15 protein-coding genes are annotated in these 17,098 nt (G+C 51.6%); 10 read left to right on the top strand and 5 right to left on the bottom strand.

The window, feature by feature from the left end:
- Positions 1 to 57: 57 nt before the first annotated feature.
- A complete protein-coding gene (gene rpsA / locus ACMXYI_RS29030; RefSeq protein ID WP_008148721.1) occupies positions 58 to 1,749 on the top strand; it encodes a 30S ribosomal protein S1 in 1,692 nt (563 codons plus the stop codon).
- Positions 1,750 to 2,030: 281 nt separating this feature from the next.
- Here rpsA and ACMXYI_RS29025 read toward each other — a convergent pair whose 3' ends face one another.
- The gene (locus ACMXYI_RS29025; protein WP_415773996.1) at positions 2,031 to 3,149 is read right to left on the bottom strand and encodes an acyltransferase family protein; all 1,119 of its coding nucleotides are present in this window, start codon (positions 3,147 to 3,149) and stop codon (positions 2,031 to 2,033) included.
- A gap of 371 nt (positions 3,150 to 3,520) precedes the next feature.
- Here ACMXYI_RS29025 and ACMXYI_RS29020 point away from each other — a divergent pair, with 371 nt between their 5' ends.
- The 9 genes from ACMXYI_RS29020 to ACMXYI_RS28980 all read left to right on the top strand — a co-directional run bounded on the left by ACMXYI_RS29020 (position 3,521) and on the right by ACMXYI_RS28980 (position 10,548).
- Entirely contained in the window at positions 3,521 to 3,799 is a 279-nt protein-coding gene (locus tag ACMXYI_RS29020; protein WP_415770468.1) for a hypothetical protein, read from the top strand.
- Positions 3,800 to 3,951: 152 nt separating this feature from the next.
- Positions 3,952 to 4,248: an integration host factor subunit beta gene (gene ihfB, locus ACMXYI_RS29015; RefSeq protein WP_003369729.1), complete on the top strand. Its 297-nt coding sequence runs from the start codon at positions 3,952 to 3,954 to the stop codon at positions 4,246 to 4,248.
- A 27-nt stretch (positions 4,249 to 4,275) separates the two neighbouring features.
- Complete coding sequence (locus ACMXYI_RS29010; RefSeq protein WP_415770466.1) at positions 4,276 to 4,515, top strand: LapA family protein; 240 nt, start codon at positions 4,276 to 4,278, stop codon at positions 4,513 to 4,515.
- Positions 4,516 to 4,745: 230 nt separating this feature from the next.
- Positions 4,746 to 5,822: a dTDP-glucose 4,6-dehydratase gene (gene rfbB / locus ACMXYI_RS29005; RefSeq protein WP_415770464.1), complete on the top strand. Its 1,077-nt coding sequence runs from the start codon at positions 4,746 to 4,748 to the stop codon at positions 5,820 to 5,822.
- Positions 5,819 to 6,712: a dTDP-4-dehydrorhamnose reductase gene (gene rfbD, locus ACMXYI_RS29000; protein ID WP_415770463.1), complete on the top strand. Its 894-nt coding sequence runs from the start codon at positions 5,819 to 5,821 to the stop codon at positions 6,710 to 6,712. The genes rfbB and rfbD overlap by 4 nt, the downstream gene beginning before the upstream one ends.
- Entirely contained in the window at positions 6,709 to 7,599 is an 891-nt protein-coding gene (gene rfbA / locus ACMXYI_RS28995) for a glucose-1-phosphate thymidylyltransferase RfbA (RefSeq protein WP_415770461.1), read from the top strand. The genes rfbD and rfbA overlap by 4 nt, the downstream gene beginning before the upstream one ends.
- A 56-nt stretch (positions 7,600 to 7,655) precedes the next feature.
- Positions 7,656 to 8,579: a glycosyltransferase gene (locus ACMXYI_RS28990; protein WP_415770459.1), complete on the top strand. Its 924-nt coding sequence runs from the start codon at positions 7,656 to 7,658 to the stop codon at positions 8,577 to 8,579.
- The gene (locus tag ACMXYI_RS28985; protein WP_415770457.1) at positions 8,576 to 9,538 is read left to right on the top strand and encodes a UDP-glucose 4-epimerase family protein; all 963 of its coding nucleotides are present in this window, start codon (positions 8,576 to 8,578) and stop codon (positions 9,536 to 9,538) included. The genes ACMXYI_RS28990 and ACMXYI_RS28985 overlap by 4 nt, the downstream gene beginning before the upstream one ends.
- Positions 9,535 to 10,548: an MraY family glycosyltransferase gene (locus tag ACMXYI_RS28980; RefSeq protein ID WP_415770455.1), complete on the top strand. Its 1,014-nt coding sequence runs from the start codon at positions 9,535 to 9,537 to the stop codon at positions 10,546 to 10,548. Before ACMXYI_RS28985 ends, ACMXYI_RS28980 begins: the two co-directional genes overlap by 4 nt.
- Before the next feature lie 268 nt (positions 10,549 to 10,816).
- Here the strand turns inward: ACMXYI_RS28980 and ACMXYI_RS28975 are convergent, their stop codons facing one another.
- Genes ACMXYI_RS28975 through galE form a run of 4 tightly spaced genes read right to left on the bottom strand, consistent with a single transcriptional unit; the run spans position 10,817 to position 16,986 of the window.
- On the bottom strand, positions 10,817 to 13,792 hold the full coding sequence (locus tag ACMXYI_RS28975; protein WP_415770453.1) for a glycosyltransferase: 2,976 nt from the start codon (positions 13,790 to 13,792) through the stop codon (positions 10,817 to 10,819).
- Between the two features lie 53 nt (positions 13,793 to 13,845).
- Positions 13,846 to 15,162 carry an ABC transporter ATP-binding protein gene (locus ACMXYI_RS28970; protein WP_415770451.1) on the bottom strand — a complete coding sequence of 439 codons (1,317 nt, stop codon included), beginning with the start codon at positions 15,160 to 15,162 and terminating at the stop codon, positions 13,846 to 13,848.
- Positions 15,152 to 15,982, bottom strand: coding sequence for an ABC transporter permease (locus tag ACMXYI_RS28965; protein ID WP_415770449.1), 831 nt, complete (start codon positions 15,980 to 15,982; stop codon positions 15,152 to 15,154). The genes ACMXYI_RS28970 and ACMXYI_RS28965 overlap by 11 nt, the downstream gene beginning before the upstream one ends.
- The gene (gene galE / locus ACMXYI_RS28960; protein WP_415770448.1) at positions 15,979 to 16,986 is read right to left on the bottom strand and encodes a UDP-glucose 4-epimerase GalE; all 1,008 of its coding nucleotides are present in this window, start codon (positions 16,984 to 16,986) and stop codon (positions 15,979 to 15,981) included. Before galE ends, ACMXYI_RS28965 begins: the two co-directional genes overlap by 4 nt.
- Positions 16,987 to 17,098 lie beyond the last annotated feature (112 nt).

Genomic DNA, 17,098 nt, shown 5'->3' with positions numbered 1-17,098 from the left:
CGTCGTCTGGGACGTGGAGATGGGCGTATCCTTCGCCCTTATTCAACAGGAATTAAAATGAGCGAAAGCTTTGCGGAACTCTTTGAAGAAAGCCTAAAAACCCTGAACCTTCAGGCAGGCTCCATCATCACCGGTGTTATCGTTGATATCGATTACCAAGCTCGCTGGGTAACCGTTCACGCTGGCCTGAAGTCTGAAGCACTCATCCCGCTTGAGCAGTTCTACAACGATGCTGGCGAACTGACTATCAACGTCGGTGACGAAGTTCACGTTGCTCTGGACTCGGTTGAAGACGGCTTTGGTGAAACCAAGCTGTCCCGTGAAAAAGCCAAGCGCGCTGAATGCTGGATTGTTCTGGAAGCAGCCTTCGCAGCCGAAGAAGTGGTCAAGGGCGTTATCAACGGTAAGGTTAAAGGCGGCTTCACTGTCGACGTTAACGGCATCCGTGCGTTCCTGCCAGGTTCTCTGGTTGACGTCCGTCCTGTGCGCGACACCACGCACCTGGAAGGCAAAGAGCTGGAATTCAAGGTCATCAAGCTTGACCAGAAACGCAACAACGTTGTCGTTTCCCGTCGTAGCGTCCTCGAAGCCGAGAACTCCGCTGAGCGTGAAGCTCTGCTGGAATCCCTGCAGGAAGGCCAACAAGTCAAAGGTATCGTCAAAAACCTCACCGATTACGGCGCATTCGTCGATCTGGGTGGCGTCGATGGCCTGCTGCACATTACCGACATGGCTTGGAAGCGTATCAAGCATCCTTCCGAAATCGTCAACGTTGGCGACGAGATCGATGTCAAGGTTCTGAAGTACGATCGCGAACGCAATCGTGTTTCCCTGGGCCTCAAGCAACTGGGCGAAGATCCATGGGTTGCTATCAAAGCCCGTTACCCAGAAAGCACTCGCGTTACCGCTCGTGTAACCAACCTGACCGACTACGGCTGCTTCGCTGAGCTGGAAGAAGGCGTTGAAGGTCTGGTACACGTTTCCGAAATGGACTGGACCAACAAGAACATCCACCCTTCGAAAGTCGTACAAGTCGGCGACGAAGTGGAAGTTATGGTTCTGGACATCGACGAAGAGCGTCGTCGTATCTCCCTCGGCATCAAGCAGTGCAAATCTAACCCATGGGAAGATTTCTCTGGCCAGTTCAACAAGGGCGATAAAATCTCCGGCACCATCAAGTCGATCACCGATTTCGGTATCTTCATTGGTCTGGACGGCGGCATCGACGGTCTGGTTCACCTGTCCGACATCTCCTGGAACGAAGTGGGCGAAGAAGCCGTTCGCCGCTTCAAGAAGGGCGACGAGCTGGACACCGTTATCCTGTCGGTTGACCCAGAGCGCGAGCGCATCTCCCTGGGTATCAAGCAACTGGAAAGCGATCCGTTCTCCGAGTACGTTCAAGAGAACGACAAAGGCGCAATCGTTAAAGGCATCGTGAAAGAAGTTGACGCTAAAGGCGCCATCATCACTCTGGCCGACGATATCGAAGCGACTCTGAAAGCCTCCGAAATCAGCCGTGACCGCGTTGAAGACGCGCGTAACGTTCTGAAAGAAGGCCAGGAAGTAGAAGCCAAGATCATCAGCGTTGACCGCAAGAGCCGCGTAATCCAGCTCTCCATCAAGTCGAAAGACGATGCTGAAGAGAAAGAAGCAATCCAGAGCTTGAAAGACAAGCCTTCGGATAGCATCGCTGCTGGTCCTACCACTCTGGGCGACCTGTTGCGTGCACAAATGGAAAAACAGAACTAAGTTCTGTCAGACCATAGAAAAAGGGCGACTTCGGTCGCCCTTTTTTGTGTCTGGAATTTACCTTCCTGGCGAGTTTTATCTCCTGTTGGGTATGAGTAGGGGCTGCTGCTGAAGTGGCTAGGCCGGTACTCGCGAGCCACAAACTCTAGTTCTAAGAAGTGGGTCCGGCTTTCTATTGATTGGTTGCTGCGCGAAGTTGCGCAATCGTCGGTGTAAGTCAGTCAGGGGGGAAGACGATGGCTGACAAGTTGCGGCGGGTATCTAGCTCTGTTGCTGGTGTATCAGGTATCTCCTTCGGCTGTCGGTAGTGTTTTGACAAGTTTTGGTTTTCTGTATGAGGTTGTAAGTGCCAGTAAAGGCGTTTCGATCAGGCGGTAGCTCAAGTAGGCGACCAAAAGAACAGCGCTGTACGAGGTGGCCCAAAACACCATCGCCCCCCAAGCACCGCTCCCCGTATAGCCAAGCGACAACCACACCCTCCCGCAAACACTGAGTGTCAAAATATGCGAGAGATAAAGTGAGTAGGACATGTCCCCAACTGACTTCAGAAATCCAAACACCTTCAATCTGTTATGCGACTCTTGCAATGCGGATGCCAACAGAAGAAGGGTGTATCCGCCTCCAACCGCGAAGGCCCGCTCCAGGGATATGGATTGAATCACGTCAGAGCCGTCGACAGCCCCTGCTCTCAAGGCAAAAGTGATAGCGCCCAGTCCGGCAAGTGCCATTAATGCCGCAGCGAGAGGCGAGGATGTAGGTCTTTTCGAAAGCTTTAAGTAGGCGATGCCAGCCAATGCGCCAAAGATGAACTCAAGTGAAAACGCGTGGGTCATCACGCGTAAATATGGGTTGTCAGGGGTGGTCGTGAATGAAGAAGCGCAAATGATTGCGAAAAGCCAGAAGGAAAAGGCACTCAATACCCATTTGGACGGCAGTAGCAAAATTACAGCAAATACCAGATAGAACCACACTTCGTGGATCAATGACCAGGCGACCATCAGCAACGGTAACGTTGAGGCGGGTAGCAACAGCAACGAAGTCGTTAGGTCGACGTTCCCACCTTGCGAGCCGTTCATCATTTCGGGTTTTATCTGGAATACAAGAAAAACGGCGAGGAAGTAAATCCAGTAAGTAGGGTATATACGAAAGAAGCGGCCTTTCAAAAAATTGACTATTTCACCTTTTTTTCCGAATTTGTTACGGAAGGCGATAATCATCACAAAACCGCTGATTACAAAGAAAAGATCAACACCGGTTTGTCCGAAAGAAAATATTTCGGGTAGCAAATTTTTGCTTTCTACATATTTGGCACTAATAAACAGTGAGTGGAATGCAACGACCATAAGAGCTGCCAGGCCTCTGGCGGCTTGCAACGAAGAAAGTTTGTACACGTGATCCATCCCTAAACCAAATGCTTGTCCGGCGCCGTCGTTGTGAAAGTAGCATCCTTTCGTGGCAAGAGCATTGGTCAAGCCTGAGATGTTACGTTGCGTAATAATAGTTTTTAACGACCTTTGATGTCGCTGTGGTGGTGAGGTTCTCAGTGAGCTCAGCTGTATTTCGATGTGATCGTATTGGTCTGGGCGCGCGCAGCCCTTAGATCATCAGGGGCGGCTGGAATCTTGCGATCACGTTTCCTTCTCAAAATTCCCATGAAACCAATTGTCTCCCAAGGCTGTCTCTTTCTTTAATCGGATCAATCGTTTATTTGGGGCTAGTCTTTAGCCTGAAGCGAACGACAGTCAGACAGAGCGCCGACCTAAGGAAGCGAATGAACAAGCTCATTGTCGTAATAGCAGTACTGACATTGGCGGGTTGTACCACTAGTGCCAAGACTCACGCGGTGCATGGGGTCAGTGGCATCGAGGTCGATTGTTCGGGGTTGGGGTCGGGCTGGGATAAATGTCGCAAGCGAGCCAGCAAAGAGTGCAAGGCGGCGGGCTACAAAGTCGTAGCCCGGTCCGATGATGCCAAAGAAGAGGATGAGTACCCCTTTGGCTTCAATCCCGCGGGCTATCTGACGCGCACCATGCTGGTTGTCTGCAGGTGAGTCCGGAAGGGCATGATCAGCGTTCCAGTGATCTTAAATCGGGCATTCCTTTGAGGGTAAAGATATGTCAAAGCTCGGGCTGTTCAAATCCATCCGGGCGTGCTAAAACCTTTGAAGCGCTGATCTAGCTGCTTGAAAAAGAAGGGAAAAATATGACGAAGTCGGAGTTGATCGAACGAATTGTCACCCATCAAGGGCTGCTCTCATCCAAGGATGTGGAGCTGGCCATCAAGACCATGCTCGAACAAATGTCCCAATGTCTGGCCACCGGTGATCGCATCGAGATCCGTGGGTTTGGCAGCTTCTCCTTGCACTACCGCGCACCGCGCGTAGGTCGCAATCCAAAAACCGGTCAGTCCGTCAGCCTCGACGGCAAGTTTGTGCCGCATTTCAAACCAGGCAAAGAATTGCGCGATCGTGTGAACGAGGACGAGGAGGAAGGGCTTTGACGGCCACCGCAATTCAAGGAGTCGCTCATGCGTAACCTCAAGCGCGTACTGCTCGCCGTATTCGTCCTGTTGCTGGTTCTGGCGATTCTGGCGTTCGTTCTAGAGAATCAACAATCGGTTTCGCTGCTGTTCCTCGGGTGGGCGGGGCCGCAACTACCGGTATCGCTGGTCATCGTTGTTGCGCTGCTGATCGGGATGGTGATCGGGCCGATTCTTGGCTGGTTTCTGGGGCGTACGTCCAGAGTTTCACGCAAGCGCCTTGTCTGATTGCGACATGATGCGGAAGGCGCACTAAACTTTAGCCACAGCTTGTCTATATCCATTAGTAAAACCGCCATTAAGCTGTAAAATGCTGCGCTTGTCCGATAGTGGCATATGCCCACGTCGGTTCAAACTGACTCTGCCAGAGGCCTCAGCTGTCTTGATGGCTTCTGCATTCATGGATTAGACAGTGCTCGGTTGGCGGCCCTGTCAGTAACTCAAGGGTATGGTTTCGCGTGAAAATTCTAGTAACCGGCGGCGCCGGGTTTATCGGCTCGGCAGTCATCCGTCATATCATCTCCAACACTACCGATGCTGTCGTTAACGTCGATAAGCTTACTTACGCCGGTAACCTTGAGTCATTGGCCGAAGTTAGCCAGAGCTCGCGTTACGTGTTCGAGCGCGTCGACATCTGCGATCGTGATCAAATCGACCGTGTTCTGCGTGAGCACCAACCGGATGCGATCATGCACCTGGCCGCAGAGTCCCACGTTGATCGCTCGATCTCTGGTCCGTCTGAATTCATCCAGACCAACATCATCGGCACTTACACCCTGTTGGAAGCTGCGCGCCACTATTGGGCGGCGCTGGATGATGCGCGTAAAGCCAACTTCCGCTTTCACCATATTTCGACTGACGAAGTTTACGGAGACCTCGAAGGTCCGGAAGACCTCTTCACCGAAAACACACCGTATCAGCCAAGCTCGCCATACTCCGCCAGCAAGGCCAGTTCCGATCACCTGGTTCGCGCCTGGAGCCGTACTTACGGCTTGCCGACCCTGGTTACCAACTGCTCGAACAACTACGGCCCGTGCCACTTCCCTGAGAAGTTGATCCCGCTGATCATCCTCAATGCACTGGAAGGCAAGCCGCTGCCGGTCTACGGCAAAGGCAACCAGGTTCGCGATTGGCTCTACGTCGAAGATCATGCCCGCGCACTGTACAAAGTCGTGACCGAAGGCGTCATCGGCGAGACGTACAACATCGGTGGTCATAACGAAAAGCAAAACATCGAAGTGGTGCATACCCTGTGCGCACTGCTCGACGAACTGCGTCCCGATTCTGCTCACCGTCCACATGCCAGCCTGATCACTTATGTTCAGGACCGCCCGGGCCACGATCAGCGTTATGCAATCGACGCCAGCAAAATTCAGCGTGAACTGGGTTGGACGCCGGAAGAAACCTTTGAAACCGGCATCCGCAAAACGGTCGAGTGGTACCTCAACAACACTGAATGGGTCGCTCATGTTAAGAGCGGTAGCTATCAGCAGTGGATCGACCAGAACTACGCAGACCGCTCGAACAAGGCATGAAAATCCTCCTGCTGGGAAAAAACGGCCAGGTAGGCTGGGAGCTGCAGCGCTCGCTCGCGCCGCTGGGTGAGTTAATCGCCCTGGATCGCCATACTGTTGATGGCTTGTGCGGCGATCTGTCCGATCTCGATGCCTTGCGTGTAACGATCCGTCAGGTCAAACCCGACGTCATCGTCAACGCTGCGGCCTACACTGCCGTCGATAAAGCCGAGTCCGAGACCGAGTTGGCCGACCGTGTGAACGGTCAGGCAAGCCAAGTCATGGCCGAAGAGGCCGCGACTCTGGGTGCCTGGCTGATTCATTACTCGACTGACTACGTCTTCAGCGGCCTGGGTTCTGCTCCGTGGCAAGAGTCAGATGCAGTCGCTCCGGTGAATCACTACGGCGCCAGTAAACTGGCCGGTGAACAGGCGATTACTGCGTCGGGCTGCAAACATCTGATCTTTCGCACCAGCTGGGTCTATGGCGCTCGCGGCAACAACTTTGCCAAGACCATGTTGCGTTTGGCCAAAGATCGCGAAACCCTGAGCGTCATCGCCGACCAGATCGGAGCCCCGACGGGGGCAGACCTGATTGCCGACGTGACCGCGCTGGCCATTCAGCAAGTTCTGCAACGTCCCGAGCTGTCGGGCTTGTATCACTTGGCGGCCAGTGGCGAAGTGTCCTGGCACGGCTATGCTAGCCATGTGATCGGTTTCGCCCAGGCCAACGGCGAACAGCTCGCCGTAACGGCGATCAATCCGATTGAAACGACGGCTTATCCAACACCTGCGCGCCGCCCTCTGAATTCGCGTTTGAATACTCAGAAGCTACGTGACAATTTTTCTCTACACTTGCCGGATTGGCAAAGTGGCGTAACCCGAATGCTTAGGGAAGTTCTGAATAAATGAGCACGACAAATCGTAAAGGCATCATCCTCGCTGGCGGCTCGGGCACGCGTCTGCATCCGTTGACCCTCGGCGTGTCCAAACAGATGCTGCCGATCTACGACAAGCCGATGATCTTCTATCCGCTGTCGGTGCTGATGCTCGCGGGCATGCGTGAAGTCCTGATTATCTCCACGCCTGAAGACTTGCCGTGTTTCCGCAAGTTGCTGGGTGACGGAAGCCTGTACGGCATCAAGCTGACCTACGCCGAACAACCTAGTCCGGATGGTCTGGCACAAGCCTTCATCATCGGCGAAGAGTTCATCGGCGAAGATCCTTGCTGCCTGATCCTGGGCGACAACATCTTTTACGGCCAGCATTTTTCGGACAACCTGCGCTCTGCCAGCTCTCAACAACAAGGCGCTACCGTATTCGGCTACCACGTCTCCGATCCGGAACGCTTCGGTGTTGTCGAGTTCGACAAAACCGGTCGCGCTCTTAGCATTGAAGAGAAACCGCTGAAGCCAAAATCCAACTATGCGGTGACCGGTTTGTACTTCTACGACAACGATGTTGTCGAGATCGCCAAGAGCATCAAGCCGTCCGAGCGTGGGGAGCTGGAAATCACCGATGTTAACCGTGCGTACCTGGAGCGGAAGACGCTCAATGTCGAAATGCTGGGCCGTGGTTTCGCCTGGCTCGATACCGGTACCCACGATTCGCTGCTGGAAGCCAGTCACTTCGTGCACACCATCGAGCAGCGCCAAGGTCTGAAAGTGGCTTGCCTGGAAGAGATTGCGTACAACAATGGTTGGATCACTGCCGGGCAGCTAGGCGCTCAAGCCGATGCCCTTAAGAAGACTGGCTACGGTCAGTACCTGCAGAAGTTGCTGGACTCGCCTTCCCGCTGATACGAACGCTCAATCTTTTCTAACAGTAGCGTTTAACCGGTGCAAGCAGGAATGGCATGCCAGTAAAACATCCGAAGTTTGCGGTTTTGCTGGCTGCCTACAATGGCATGCAGTGGATCGAGGAGCAGTTGACCTCGATCCTCGGCCAGTCAGCTGCCGATGTAACCGTTTACATCAGTATCGACCCCTCTACTGACGGTACCGAAGCTTGGTGTGCGGCTTATGCTGCCAAACACCCCGAAGTTCTGGTCTTGCCAGCTGCCGGCAGTTTTGGTGGCGCCTCTCGCAACTTCTTCCGACTCATCCGCGATGTCGACTTTGAAGGTTACGACTTCGTTGCCTTCGCCGATCAGGATGACGTCTGGCATACGGATAAGCTTCAGCGTGCAACCCATGTCATTCAAACCCGTCAGGTCGACGCCTACTCCAGTAACGTCACGGCTTTTTGGCCAGATGGTAAAACCCATTTGCTGGACAAAGCACAGCCTCAGGTTGAATGGGACTTCCTGTTCGAAGCGGCGGGGCCCGGCTGTACTTATGTAATGAGCAAAAGCCTCGCGGACTCGCTAAAGGCTTCGATGCTCGCCAACTGGCAGCAACTACAAGATGTCAGCTTGCACGACTGGTATTGCTACGCCTTCGCCCGTAGCCATAGTTACCGCTGGTACATCGACCCTGTGCCGTCCATGGACTATCGCCAACATGAGCGTAACCAGGTAGGCGCCAATAAGGGGTTGAGTCCGCTGATTGCCCGTTACAAAAGCATCCATGACGGTTGGTGGTTCAAACAGGTGCAGTTGATTGCGCACTTGGTCGGGCAGGGTACTGATCCTTTTGTGCGAACGTGGCTGGAATTGCGGCGCAGACACCTGATGACGCTTTCCTTCAGTGCCTGGCGTTGCCGACGGCGGGTGCGGGATAAAGTGTTTTTCTTTTGTATTTGCTGGGTGACTGCGTTGATAGGGAAAAAGGCTAGATGACCGCCCTGAAGGTATTAGTTACAGGAGCAAGCGGTTTTGTTGGAGAAGCAGTGGTTTTCAGGCTGTTGGTGGATAAGAAGTTTTACCCGATCGCAGCTGCACGCGGTGCCACGCACTTGCACGGGCTGTGTCCGATCCAGCCCTTCGACTTGACCAACGCCAAGGCCCCGCCTGCGCTTGATGATGTTCAAGTAGTCATTCATGCCGCTGCTAGAGTGCATGTCATGAATGAAACCGCAGTGGACGCGTTGGCCGAGTTTCGTAAGTACAACGTGGAAGGCACCCTCAGGTTGGCGCAACGTGCCGCTGCATCAGGGGTAAAACGCTTCATCTTCGTCAGTTCAATCAAGGTCAATGGCGAAAGTACCGTTGCGGGCAAGCCGTTCAAAGCCGATGACCGACCCAATCCGCAGGATCCGTACGGTGTATCCAAGTACGAAGCTGAGGAGGGTTTAAAGCAATTAGGTCGAGACACCGGCATGGAAGTGGTGATCATCCGTCCTCCGCTGGTCTATGGTCCTGGCGTGAAAGCTAATTTCCTGAGCATGCTGACCTGGCTTGGCAGAGGTATTCCTTTGCCTTTAGGCGCGATTAGAAATCAGCGAAGTCTGGTTTCGATCGGAAATCTGGTGAGCCTCATTGTCACGTGTATTGATCATCCGGCAGCCGCCAACCAAACCTTTCTGGTAAGCGACGGTGAAGACTTATCTACAACTCAACTGCTGCGTCGTCTGTCGAAGGCGTTGGGTAAGCCTGCCCGACTTCTGCCGCTATCCGAGTGGTTATTGAAACTGGCAGCATCCACACTGGGCAAGCAGGCCATTGCACAGAGAGTATGTGGATCACTACAAGTCGATATCAGTAAAAATCGCGACTTACTGGGGTGGACCCCTCCCGTCAACATGGACAAAGCCATGCGTCAGACCGCTGGCCATTATCTGGAAACGCAAACGAAATGATTGTTTGGTGGATTCTATTAGCTGTATTCGCCGTTTCTTGGGTATTGACGCTGGTCTTGCGCCGTTATGCTTTGACGAAGAGTTTGATGGATATACCTAATGAGCGCAGCTCTCATTCGATCCCGACGCCGCGCGGGGGAGGGGTGGCCATTGTTGTTTCCTTCCTTTTGGCGCTTCCAGTCCTTGGCGGCCTAAATCTGCTGAGCCCCTCGACTCTGTATGGGCTACTTGGCTCGGGTCTACTCGTTGCGATTATCGGGTTCGCCGATGACCATGGGCATATCGCTGCCAGATGGCGGTTGCTGGGGCATTTCATTGCTGCAGGTTGGGCGTTGTTCTGGTTTAACGGTCTTCCTTCGATTGAGTTCTTTGGCGTCGTAATTGATTTGGGATGGGTGGGCAACATACTGGCGGTGGTGTATTTGGTATGGATGCTGAATCTCTATAACTTCATGGATGGGATTGATGGTTTGGCCAGCGCTGAGGCTATTAGCGTCTGTGTGGGGATGTGTCTAGTTTATTGGGTAAGCGGAAACGTTGAGCTGATCTGGGCGCCTTTGATTCTGGCGGCGGCGGTAGCAGGTTTCCTTTGGTGGAATTTTCCACCAGCACGGATTTTTATGGGGGATGCGGGGAGTGGCTTTCTAGGGGTGGTGCTTGGGGGGCTGGCTATACAGTCGGCGCAAAGCTCTCCCGAGATGCTTTGGAGCTGGATAATTTTGCTCGGCATTTTTGTCGTGGATGCAACCTGGACTTTAATTCAGCGTCTCATACGTGGCGACAAAGTATATGAAGCTCATCGCAGTCACGGATATCAACATGCGACTAACCGATTTAAGAGTCACATGGTGGTAACGGTGGGGGTAGTGATAATAAACGTTTGCTTCTTGCTTCCATTGGCTTTGTTGGTCGGAAGCGGTTGGTTGAATGGTGCTCTGGGTGTGCTCTTGGCTTATTTTCCATTAATGCTATTGGCGTGGAAATGCAAGGCAGGAGTTCCCGATAGATAAGTAGGAAACGATGCCGGGTACTTGTTGCATTAATGTACGTGCAGCGTTATTTATCAACATCGTGTTCACCCGAGCGATACTCTGTACCAGTGCATTGCGAAAGCTTGGTTTTTTTGCAAAACAAGAACTAAGGAGAGCCAAAGCCTGATTTTTGACCGGTCACCGATTTTTTGAACTCCAAATGGTTGGAGTATCAAAAAATCGGTGGGTACTTCAGACTTTCCTTAGGTTCAATTGTCAGTTGGACCGTTCTCAACTCGGTGCCGGCTTATCCCTTGAATCGACGTGCCAGATGAATCAATCGGCGCAAGATTTTCCAACTAATGCGTCCACATCTGCTTGCCACCTTAAACAGCCGAGGATATCGCGCGAACCGGTTGGCCACACTGCGTGCGGCACGAACCGCTCCTCTATTTAGCTCTTGCTGAAGATCATCTATGCGATGATGCAGTTCCGCTTCCCGAGCAGTTATGCGGTGACGTAATTCCGCTTCCTGCGTCGCGATGTCGCGATAGCTACGGAGCATTGCCTGTAAACGGAAATTTTCGTACCTGGGTAGCCCGAGCATGTTGTTGGCCAGTCGCCGCATAGCTGGCCAAGTCTTATAGGTGCGCAGCATGGACTCCGCTCGGACACGATAAAGGCAACCATTTTTGGGAATGATCGCAATTTTTCGGCCCGCTGCGGTCAACTTCAGATACAGCGCCCAATCTTCCCACATCGCTTTGCTGGACTCGTCCCATCCACCAAATTCTCGCATTACCGATGTTCTAAATCCCGCGTTTGCATGCCCAAGTTGATTGTCCAGCTGCGACGCAATTACGCCGTCACCAAGAGGGCGGTATACATATCCGCCAAATCGCACGACGTTGAAATCTGTACCGTCATTGAAAGCACAGAGATAGGGAACAGCAGCCACGTGCCCCGGATTCGATTTGAGAGTAAAAACAATGTCTCTCACAAAATCATTCAACGGTACATCATCTGAATCGATATTAATGATGAAATCGGTTTGCACGGCAGCGAGGCCAGTGTTTCGCGCCCCAGCCAAGCCCTTATTTTTGCTATGCCGTATTATCCGGTATGGTAATTGAAGGAGTTCTTTCACCAAACTTTGCATTTCTAAAACGTAGCTGTCCTCCGAGGCGTCATCCACGAAAACAACTTCCGCTGGCTTAAGACTCTGATTGTTTATTCCGAAGATAAGATCTTCGATATAATTAAGCGGTGTATTAAATACAGGGACAATTATGGTGGCGTCGCCTACGGCCCGTGAAAGCGCCTTAGGTTGGTGATGTCCAGGGAACGCCTTGACTAGCTCATTGATATCTTTTTGAGTCTGGACCATTGTCGAAACGAAGGTCGCGCGCAGGTTATGGAATGCATTTGGCGACATTGCGAGGAGGTGCTGAAGCCGCGCACGGAGACTTAAAGCATCGGGGTCGGCTAAACAAATACTTTGAAATTGCTCAGGGATCATTTCAGGAACCCCACCAGCACTGACCATCAATGGAAATGCAGTGGAGAAGGCAACGTCGAGTAGCGCATAGGGGTGATTGTCGCCAAGATAGGGCATCACGCAAACCGCTCGATGTGCTCGATCGTGCAAGACATCAATCGCCTGCTGCCTACTCAAGTTACAAAACTCTTCAACTTGATAATGCTGCCGTAGCACCTCAAGCATTGAGTCTCGTTCTTGACTACCATCAACTTTAGGCCCGATCAAGCAAATGGTAGTGATCCCGGCGTTTTTCCATTGCTCGACATCCACCCCAACCAAGGTGTTCAGGAGCAAGTCATAGCCTTTCATACGGGAACGTTTCCCGTAAAATATTAACGTATCGATAGGGGCCGATGCGTGAAGTTCGGATATTGAGCTATGAAGAGGATAGCGCAGCAGGAAAGTATTTTCCGCTGGGACGTTAATGCCAACTTCAGTATAAAGTTCGCGCAAGAACGTAGTCGGGAAAACTACTAGGTCAGCACCTTCTACTGAAATTTTCTCTTTTTCGGCTACTCCTGAATGTGATAACCCGAGCCACGATTCATGCGCATTTTCAAGATAATGCGTTATGCCATGACAGTGAGCTATAACTCTGACCGTTTGCGGCAGTAACCCTGTCTGTTTTCCCTGCGCGATTCGACAGCCAATACCTTGATAATCGCCATATTGCACTGTTTCAATTTCAGGAAAATAAAATAGCAATTGCTGAACGGCTTTTAGAAACTGATCTTCTAAAGGCAGGGATTGAATGTCGGACTCAACTAGTAACATCGAGGGAGACACAAGCTTTTCAGCGCGCAGACGTTCTTGGTCCAGCCCATCAGCGCTTCCTCCAAACAAGCAAAGCGACTCATCGTAGCCGTACGACTCCCGCTGCTCCCGTACAAAAGTCCCAATTCCTCCTGTATTGTGGATTCCGGCGTACTCTGTAGTGACTAGAAGATGCCGCGGTCGATCGTTACCGTGCAGTAAGCCGACATCAAGGAGGAACGCTTGGTAGTATTCGTGGGAACAAGTACTCTCAATGAAAATCGTAGAATTAACAGGATCAAATTGATTCGCCCGCGTATGCCCGGATCGGATAATCTGCAGACCACTGGAGACAAAAAACCGTTCAAGTTCCGTGAAGGACCATTCCCGGACATGTGCTTTGTTTTCCGGTCGGCTAGTCACGCTTTCATAACCGAGGCGCAAACGATCAGGAGTTGACACAACTAACCGGCTACCAGGCCGCCCAATCAGTTGAGTGCGCATCCATGCAACCAAAGGTCTTGGGTCGGTTAAATGCTCGATCACATCTGACAGAATCATCACTACTGGCTCTGTAGTCGACAGCCCAAGCGAGATTCGGGAAAGGTCATCCCATGACGTCAGATCACACTCGACCCATTGCCATTCAGGATAGCTAGCACGGCTTAGGGACAGCGATCCATGATAGTCAATACCCATGACGTCATATCCGCCACCCTGGAAATAGTGAACAAGCTTATGGCCACCACCGCATCCAATATCGATTACATGTGTGATTCCCTGACGATCAGCAATATTTCTTGCCTCCCAGAGAACATCTGGTTGCCAAACCACGTTATTGCTTTGAGCATCTTCGTAAATGACGTTAACGGAACGCGCCTCGCCTTCGGAGGAGAAATTACGCTCAGGCGTTGTAAAGTGCAGACCGATCGCTGGAAAAATGTGCTCTGGCGTGGCGATTAGTTCGTTTTCAAAGTTAAATTTTGACATAGGCCTGGATAATATCTCGACGAAGATAAGGTACGAGTTTGTTGAAATGACATTTACAGCGCGGTTTCGAGCGAAGGGGTAGCCTCGCCCTCATCAGCGGTGCTACTGGGCAGAGCGACTTCGCCCCAGAATTTCTTGTTACCAGTCACACTGATGGCGCAAAAATCGTATAGACCATAGCACTCTTGGTAGACTTGCAGAGAGTCGTGGCGCGCTATTCCCGCGATTAGTAGGTATTCGCGCGGTGCCAAGTCAAGTTTGATTTTAGCCGAGAGACAGCGCCGCTCGCCGGAATTAATTGGGCCAATCGATGAGTTCTCATACATTGAGTGCGCCCCCCCAATTAACGTGCCCGACTGGTCGCGAATGCCGACACCGAAATCTACCGAGTCAAAGGCTGCATTAAATCGGACCATCAGGCGAACGGTCATCCATTCCCCGACTACAAAGTTAGAGCGCTGGACGCCATCATCATCCGTTAAATAGACTTCCTCAATGAACGCGCTATTATCACCAACAACATGGTCACGCCGAATATTTATAGATTCAAGTTCGGCTATCGCGGAATGCTTACCCTCTGATTGAGCGACCGTTACAGTCTCCAACTCATTCAGTTTGCCCGAGGCCTTCGCCTCTTCCCGGCTCATCTTGTAGTACACCGTGACGCCATCGGCCGTACCACCTTCGAACACTTTTTTTCCGTGACTAAGAACAATGGCCCGGGTGCATACTCGCTCGACCGCATGGGTGTCGTGAGTAACGAAGAATACAGTGCCCCCATTCTCTCGGAATTCATCTAGCTTGCGCATGCAGCGGGCTTGAAAAAATACGTCACCGACGGACAAAATTTCATCGACTATTAAAATTTCAGGCTCGAATGATATAGCTACAGCAAACGCTAGGCGTGCGTACATTCCGCTACTGTATGTCTTTACTGGCTGCTCGAGAAAATCTCCAATGTCGGCAAATGCAGCGATTTCGTCAAACTTACGCTCTACGACTTCCTGGGTAACCCCCAGGATTGTAGCGTTTAGAAAAATATTTTCACGACCAGTAAATTCAGGATTGAATCCAGCGCCCAATTCAAGAAGCGCTGTAACGCGCCCGTTGATGGCTACGCGACCAGACGTGGGCGTCAAGGTTCCTGCAAGTATTTGTAGCAGCGTGGATTTCCCTGAGCCATTACGTCCAATCACGCCAATCGTTTCGCCACGTCGCACTTCAAAACTAATGTCGTTAAGAGCCCAGAATTCCTTGTATAGCTGGCGATGACCGCGATATATCATCTGCATCATTCGATCGCTGGGCTTGCTATACACCTGGTACATCTTGGAAACGTTTTCAACAGAAATTACGATATCAGAGGACATCCGCAAATCCTTTTCTCGTTTTTTGGAACCAGGCGTAGCCTAGGCAAGCGATGGCAATCGACACTAACGTATAAAGGCCTAACCCATACCAGTCTGGCATTTTTCCAAATATCAACACCGCTCGTTGCTGCTCGATGATCATTGTTAGCGGATTAGCATTCATTAAAGGCTGGAGATTCTCGGGTAAGGCGCTGACAGGATAGAAAACCGGGGCTAGAAAGGTCAAAACCGTCATCAATACGCCGATTGTCTGCCCAATGTCGCGTAGAAAAACTCCAAGTGACGCCAACATCCAGGCAAACCCTAGCGTCATTATTATCAATGGCAGGATAATGAGCGGTGCGAATATCGCTGTCCAATGTAAAAAGCCATTTAAAATGACGAAAGCACCCAATAGCACGAGGAAGCTTACACCGCAGTGAAACAGCGCGGCCCCTAAGGTGATAACGGGAAGTATTTCCAAAGGAAACACCACTTTCTTAACATAGTTGGTGTTGGCGAGAATTAATCCTGGTGCTCGATTCAATACTTCGGCAAATAGGCTTTGCACAATCATGCCGACAAATAACACGACAGCGAACTGAGTTTTGGTTTCTTCAGTGCCAACATTCCAGCGAGCCTTGAAGACCACCGAAAAAACGAAGGTGTATATAAGCAGCATGAATACTGGGTTCAGAAATGACCAAAGCAACCCCATCATGGACCCTTTATAGCGTCCTACCACCTCACGCTTGATCATCTGCATGATCAGCCGACGATTGGTACACAGGCTTCGGGTAAGCGCCAAAATGGAGGTGGGTTGGTTGGCATGAGGATTCATTGGTATCCCTCTGGATTCCGTTGTTGCCAGCGCCAACTGTCTGCGCACATCTGGTCGAGACCACGTCTTGTCTTCCAGCCCAATACCTTTTCCGCATGAGAGGGGTCTGCCCAGCACTCAGCAATATCACCAGAACGACGAGAAACAATCTCGTATTTCACCGATCGCATGCTAGCGACTTCGAAAGCTTTCACCATTTCTAACACAGAATAGGCGCGGCCTGTTCCTAGGTTCGCTGTTAGCATTCCGCCTGACTTCAACAGGTAGTCCAATGTTGATACATGCCCCTCTGCTAGATCCATAACGTGGATGTAGTCACGCACCCCCGTCCCGTCCACAGTCGGATAATCGCCCCCAAAGATGGAGAGTTTTTCTCGGTGCCCTATCGCGACCTGATTAACATAGGGCATCAAGTTATTAGGAATGCCCTGCGGGTCCTCACCGATCAGACCGCTTTCGTGTGCGCCAACGGGATTGAAGTACCGAAGACGGGCAATATTCCATTTCGCTTCTGCGCGGTGCAGATCGTCAAGAATATCTTCCATTATCAGCTTAGAGCGTCCGTATGGATTAGTTGTCGAACGGGGCGACTCTTCTTTGACCGGTACGCTATCTGGGTCACCATACACTGTGGCGGATGATGAAAAAATGAATGTAAAAAGTTCAGCGCGTTGCATCGCTGCCAGAAGGTTAAGAGTGCCAAGGACGTTGTTAGCATGATACTCAAGTGGCTTGCTTACCGACTCGCTCACTGATTTTAGACCGGCAAAGTGCATGACGGCGGTGATGGAGTACTGCTTGAAAATGCTATCCAGCAAATCACCATCCCGGATGTCGCCTTCGACGAAATTCGGTCGGGTCCCGGATATGCGCTCCAGCCTGTCAAGAACAGCTGGGTGGCTATTAGAAAAATTGTCTAGAATCAGCGTCTTATAACCTGCTTCAGCAAGAGCTACGACGGTATGTGAACCGATGTAGCCAGCCCCACCTGTAACTAAAATCATAGATGTACCTCTTTGTGTATCCGCGCTATGCCCACGCTATCTTTGAGCGAGGGCGGTGACGCCATGTTAGTGTGTGCGAGGCAATGCCACGTCGTATTCCTCAAAGGCAAGC

Origin of the sequence: Pseudomonas lyxosi (genome assembly GCF_047758685.1) — a bacterium.
GTDB classification, from domain to species: domain Bacteria; phylum Pseudomonadota; class Gammaproteobacteria; order Pseudomonadales; family Pseudomonadaceae; genus Aquipseudomonas; species Aquipseudomonas lyxosi.
This window is presented reverse-complemented; position numbering and strand designations above follow the sequence as displayed.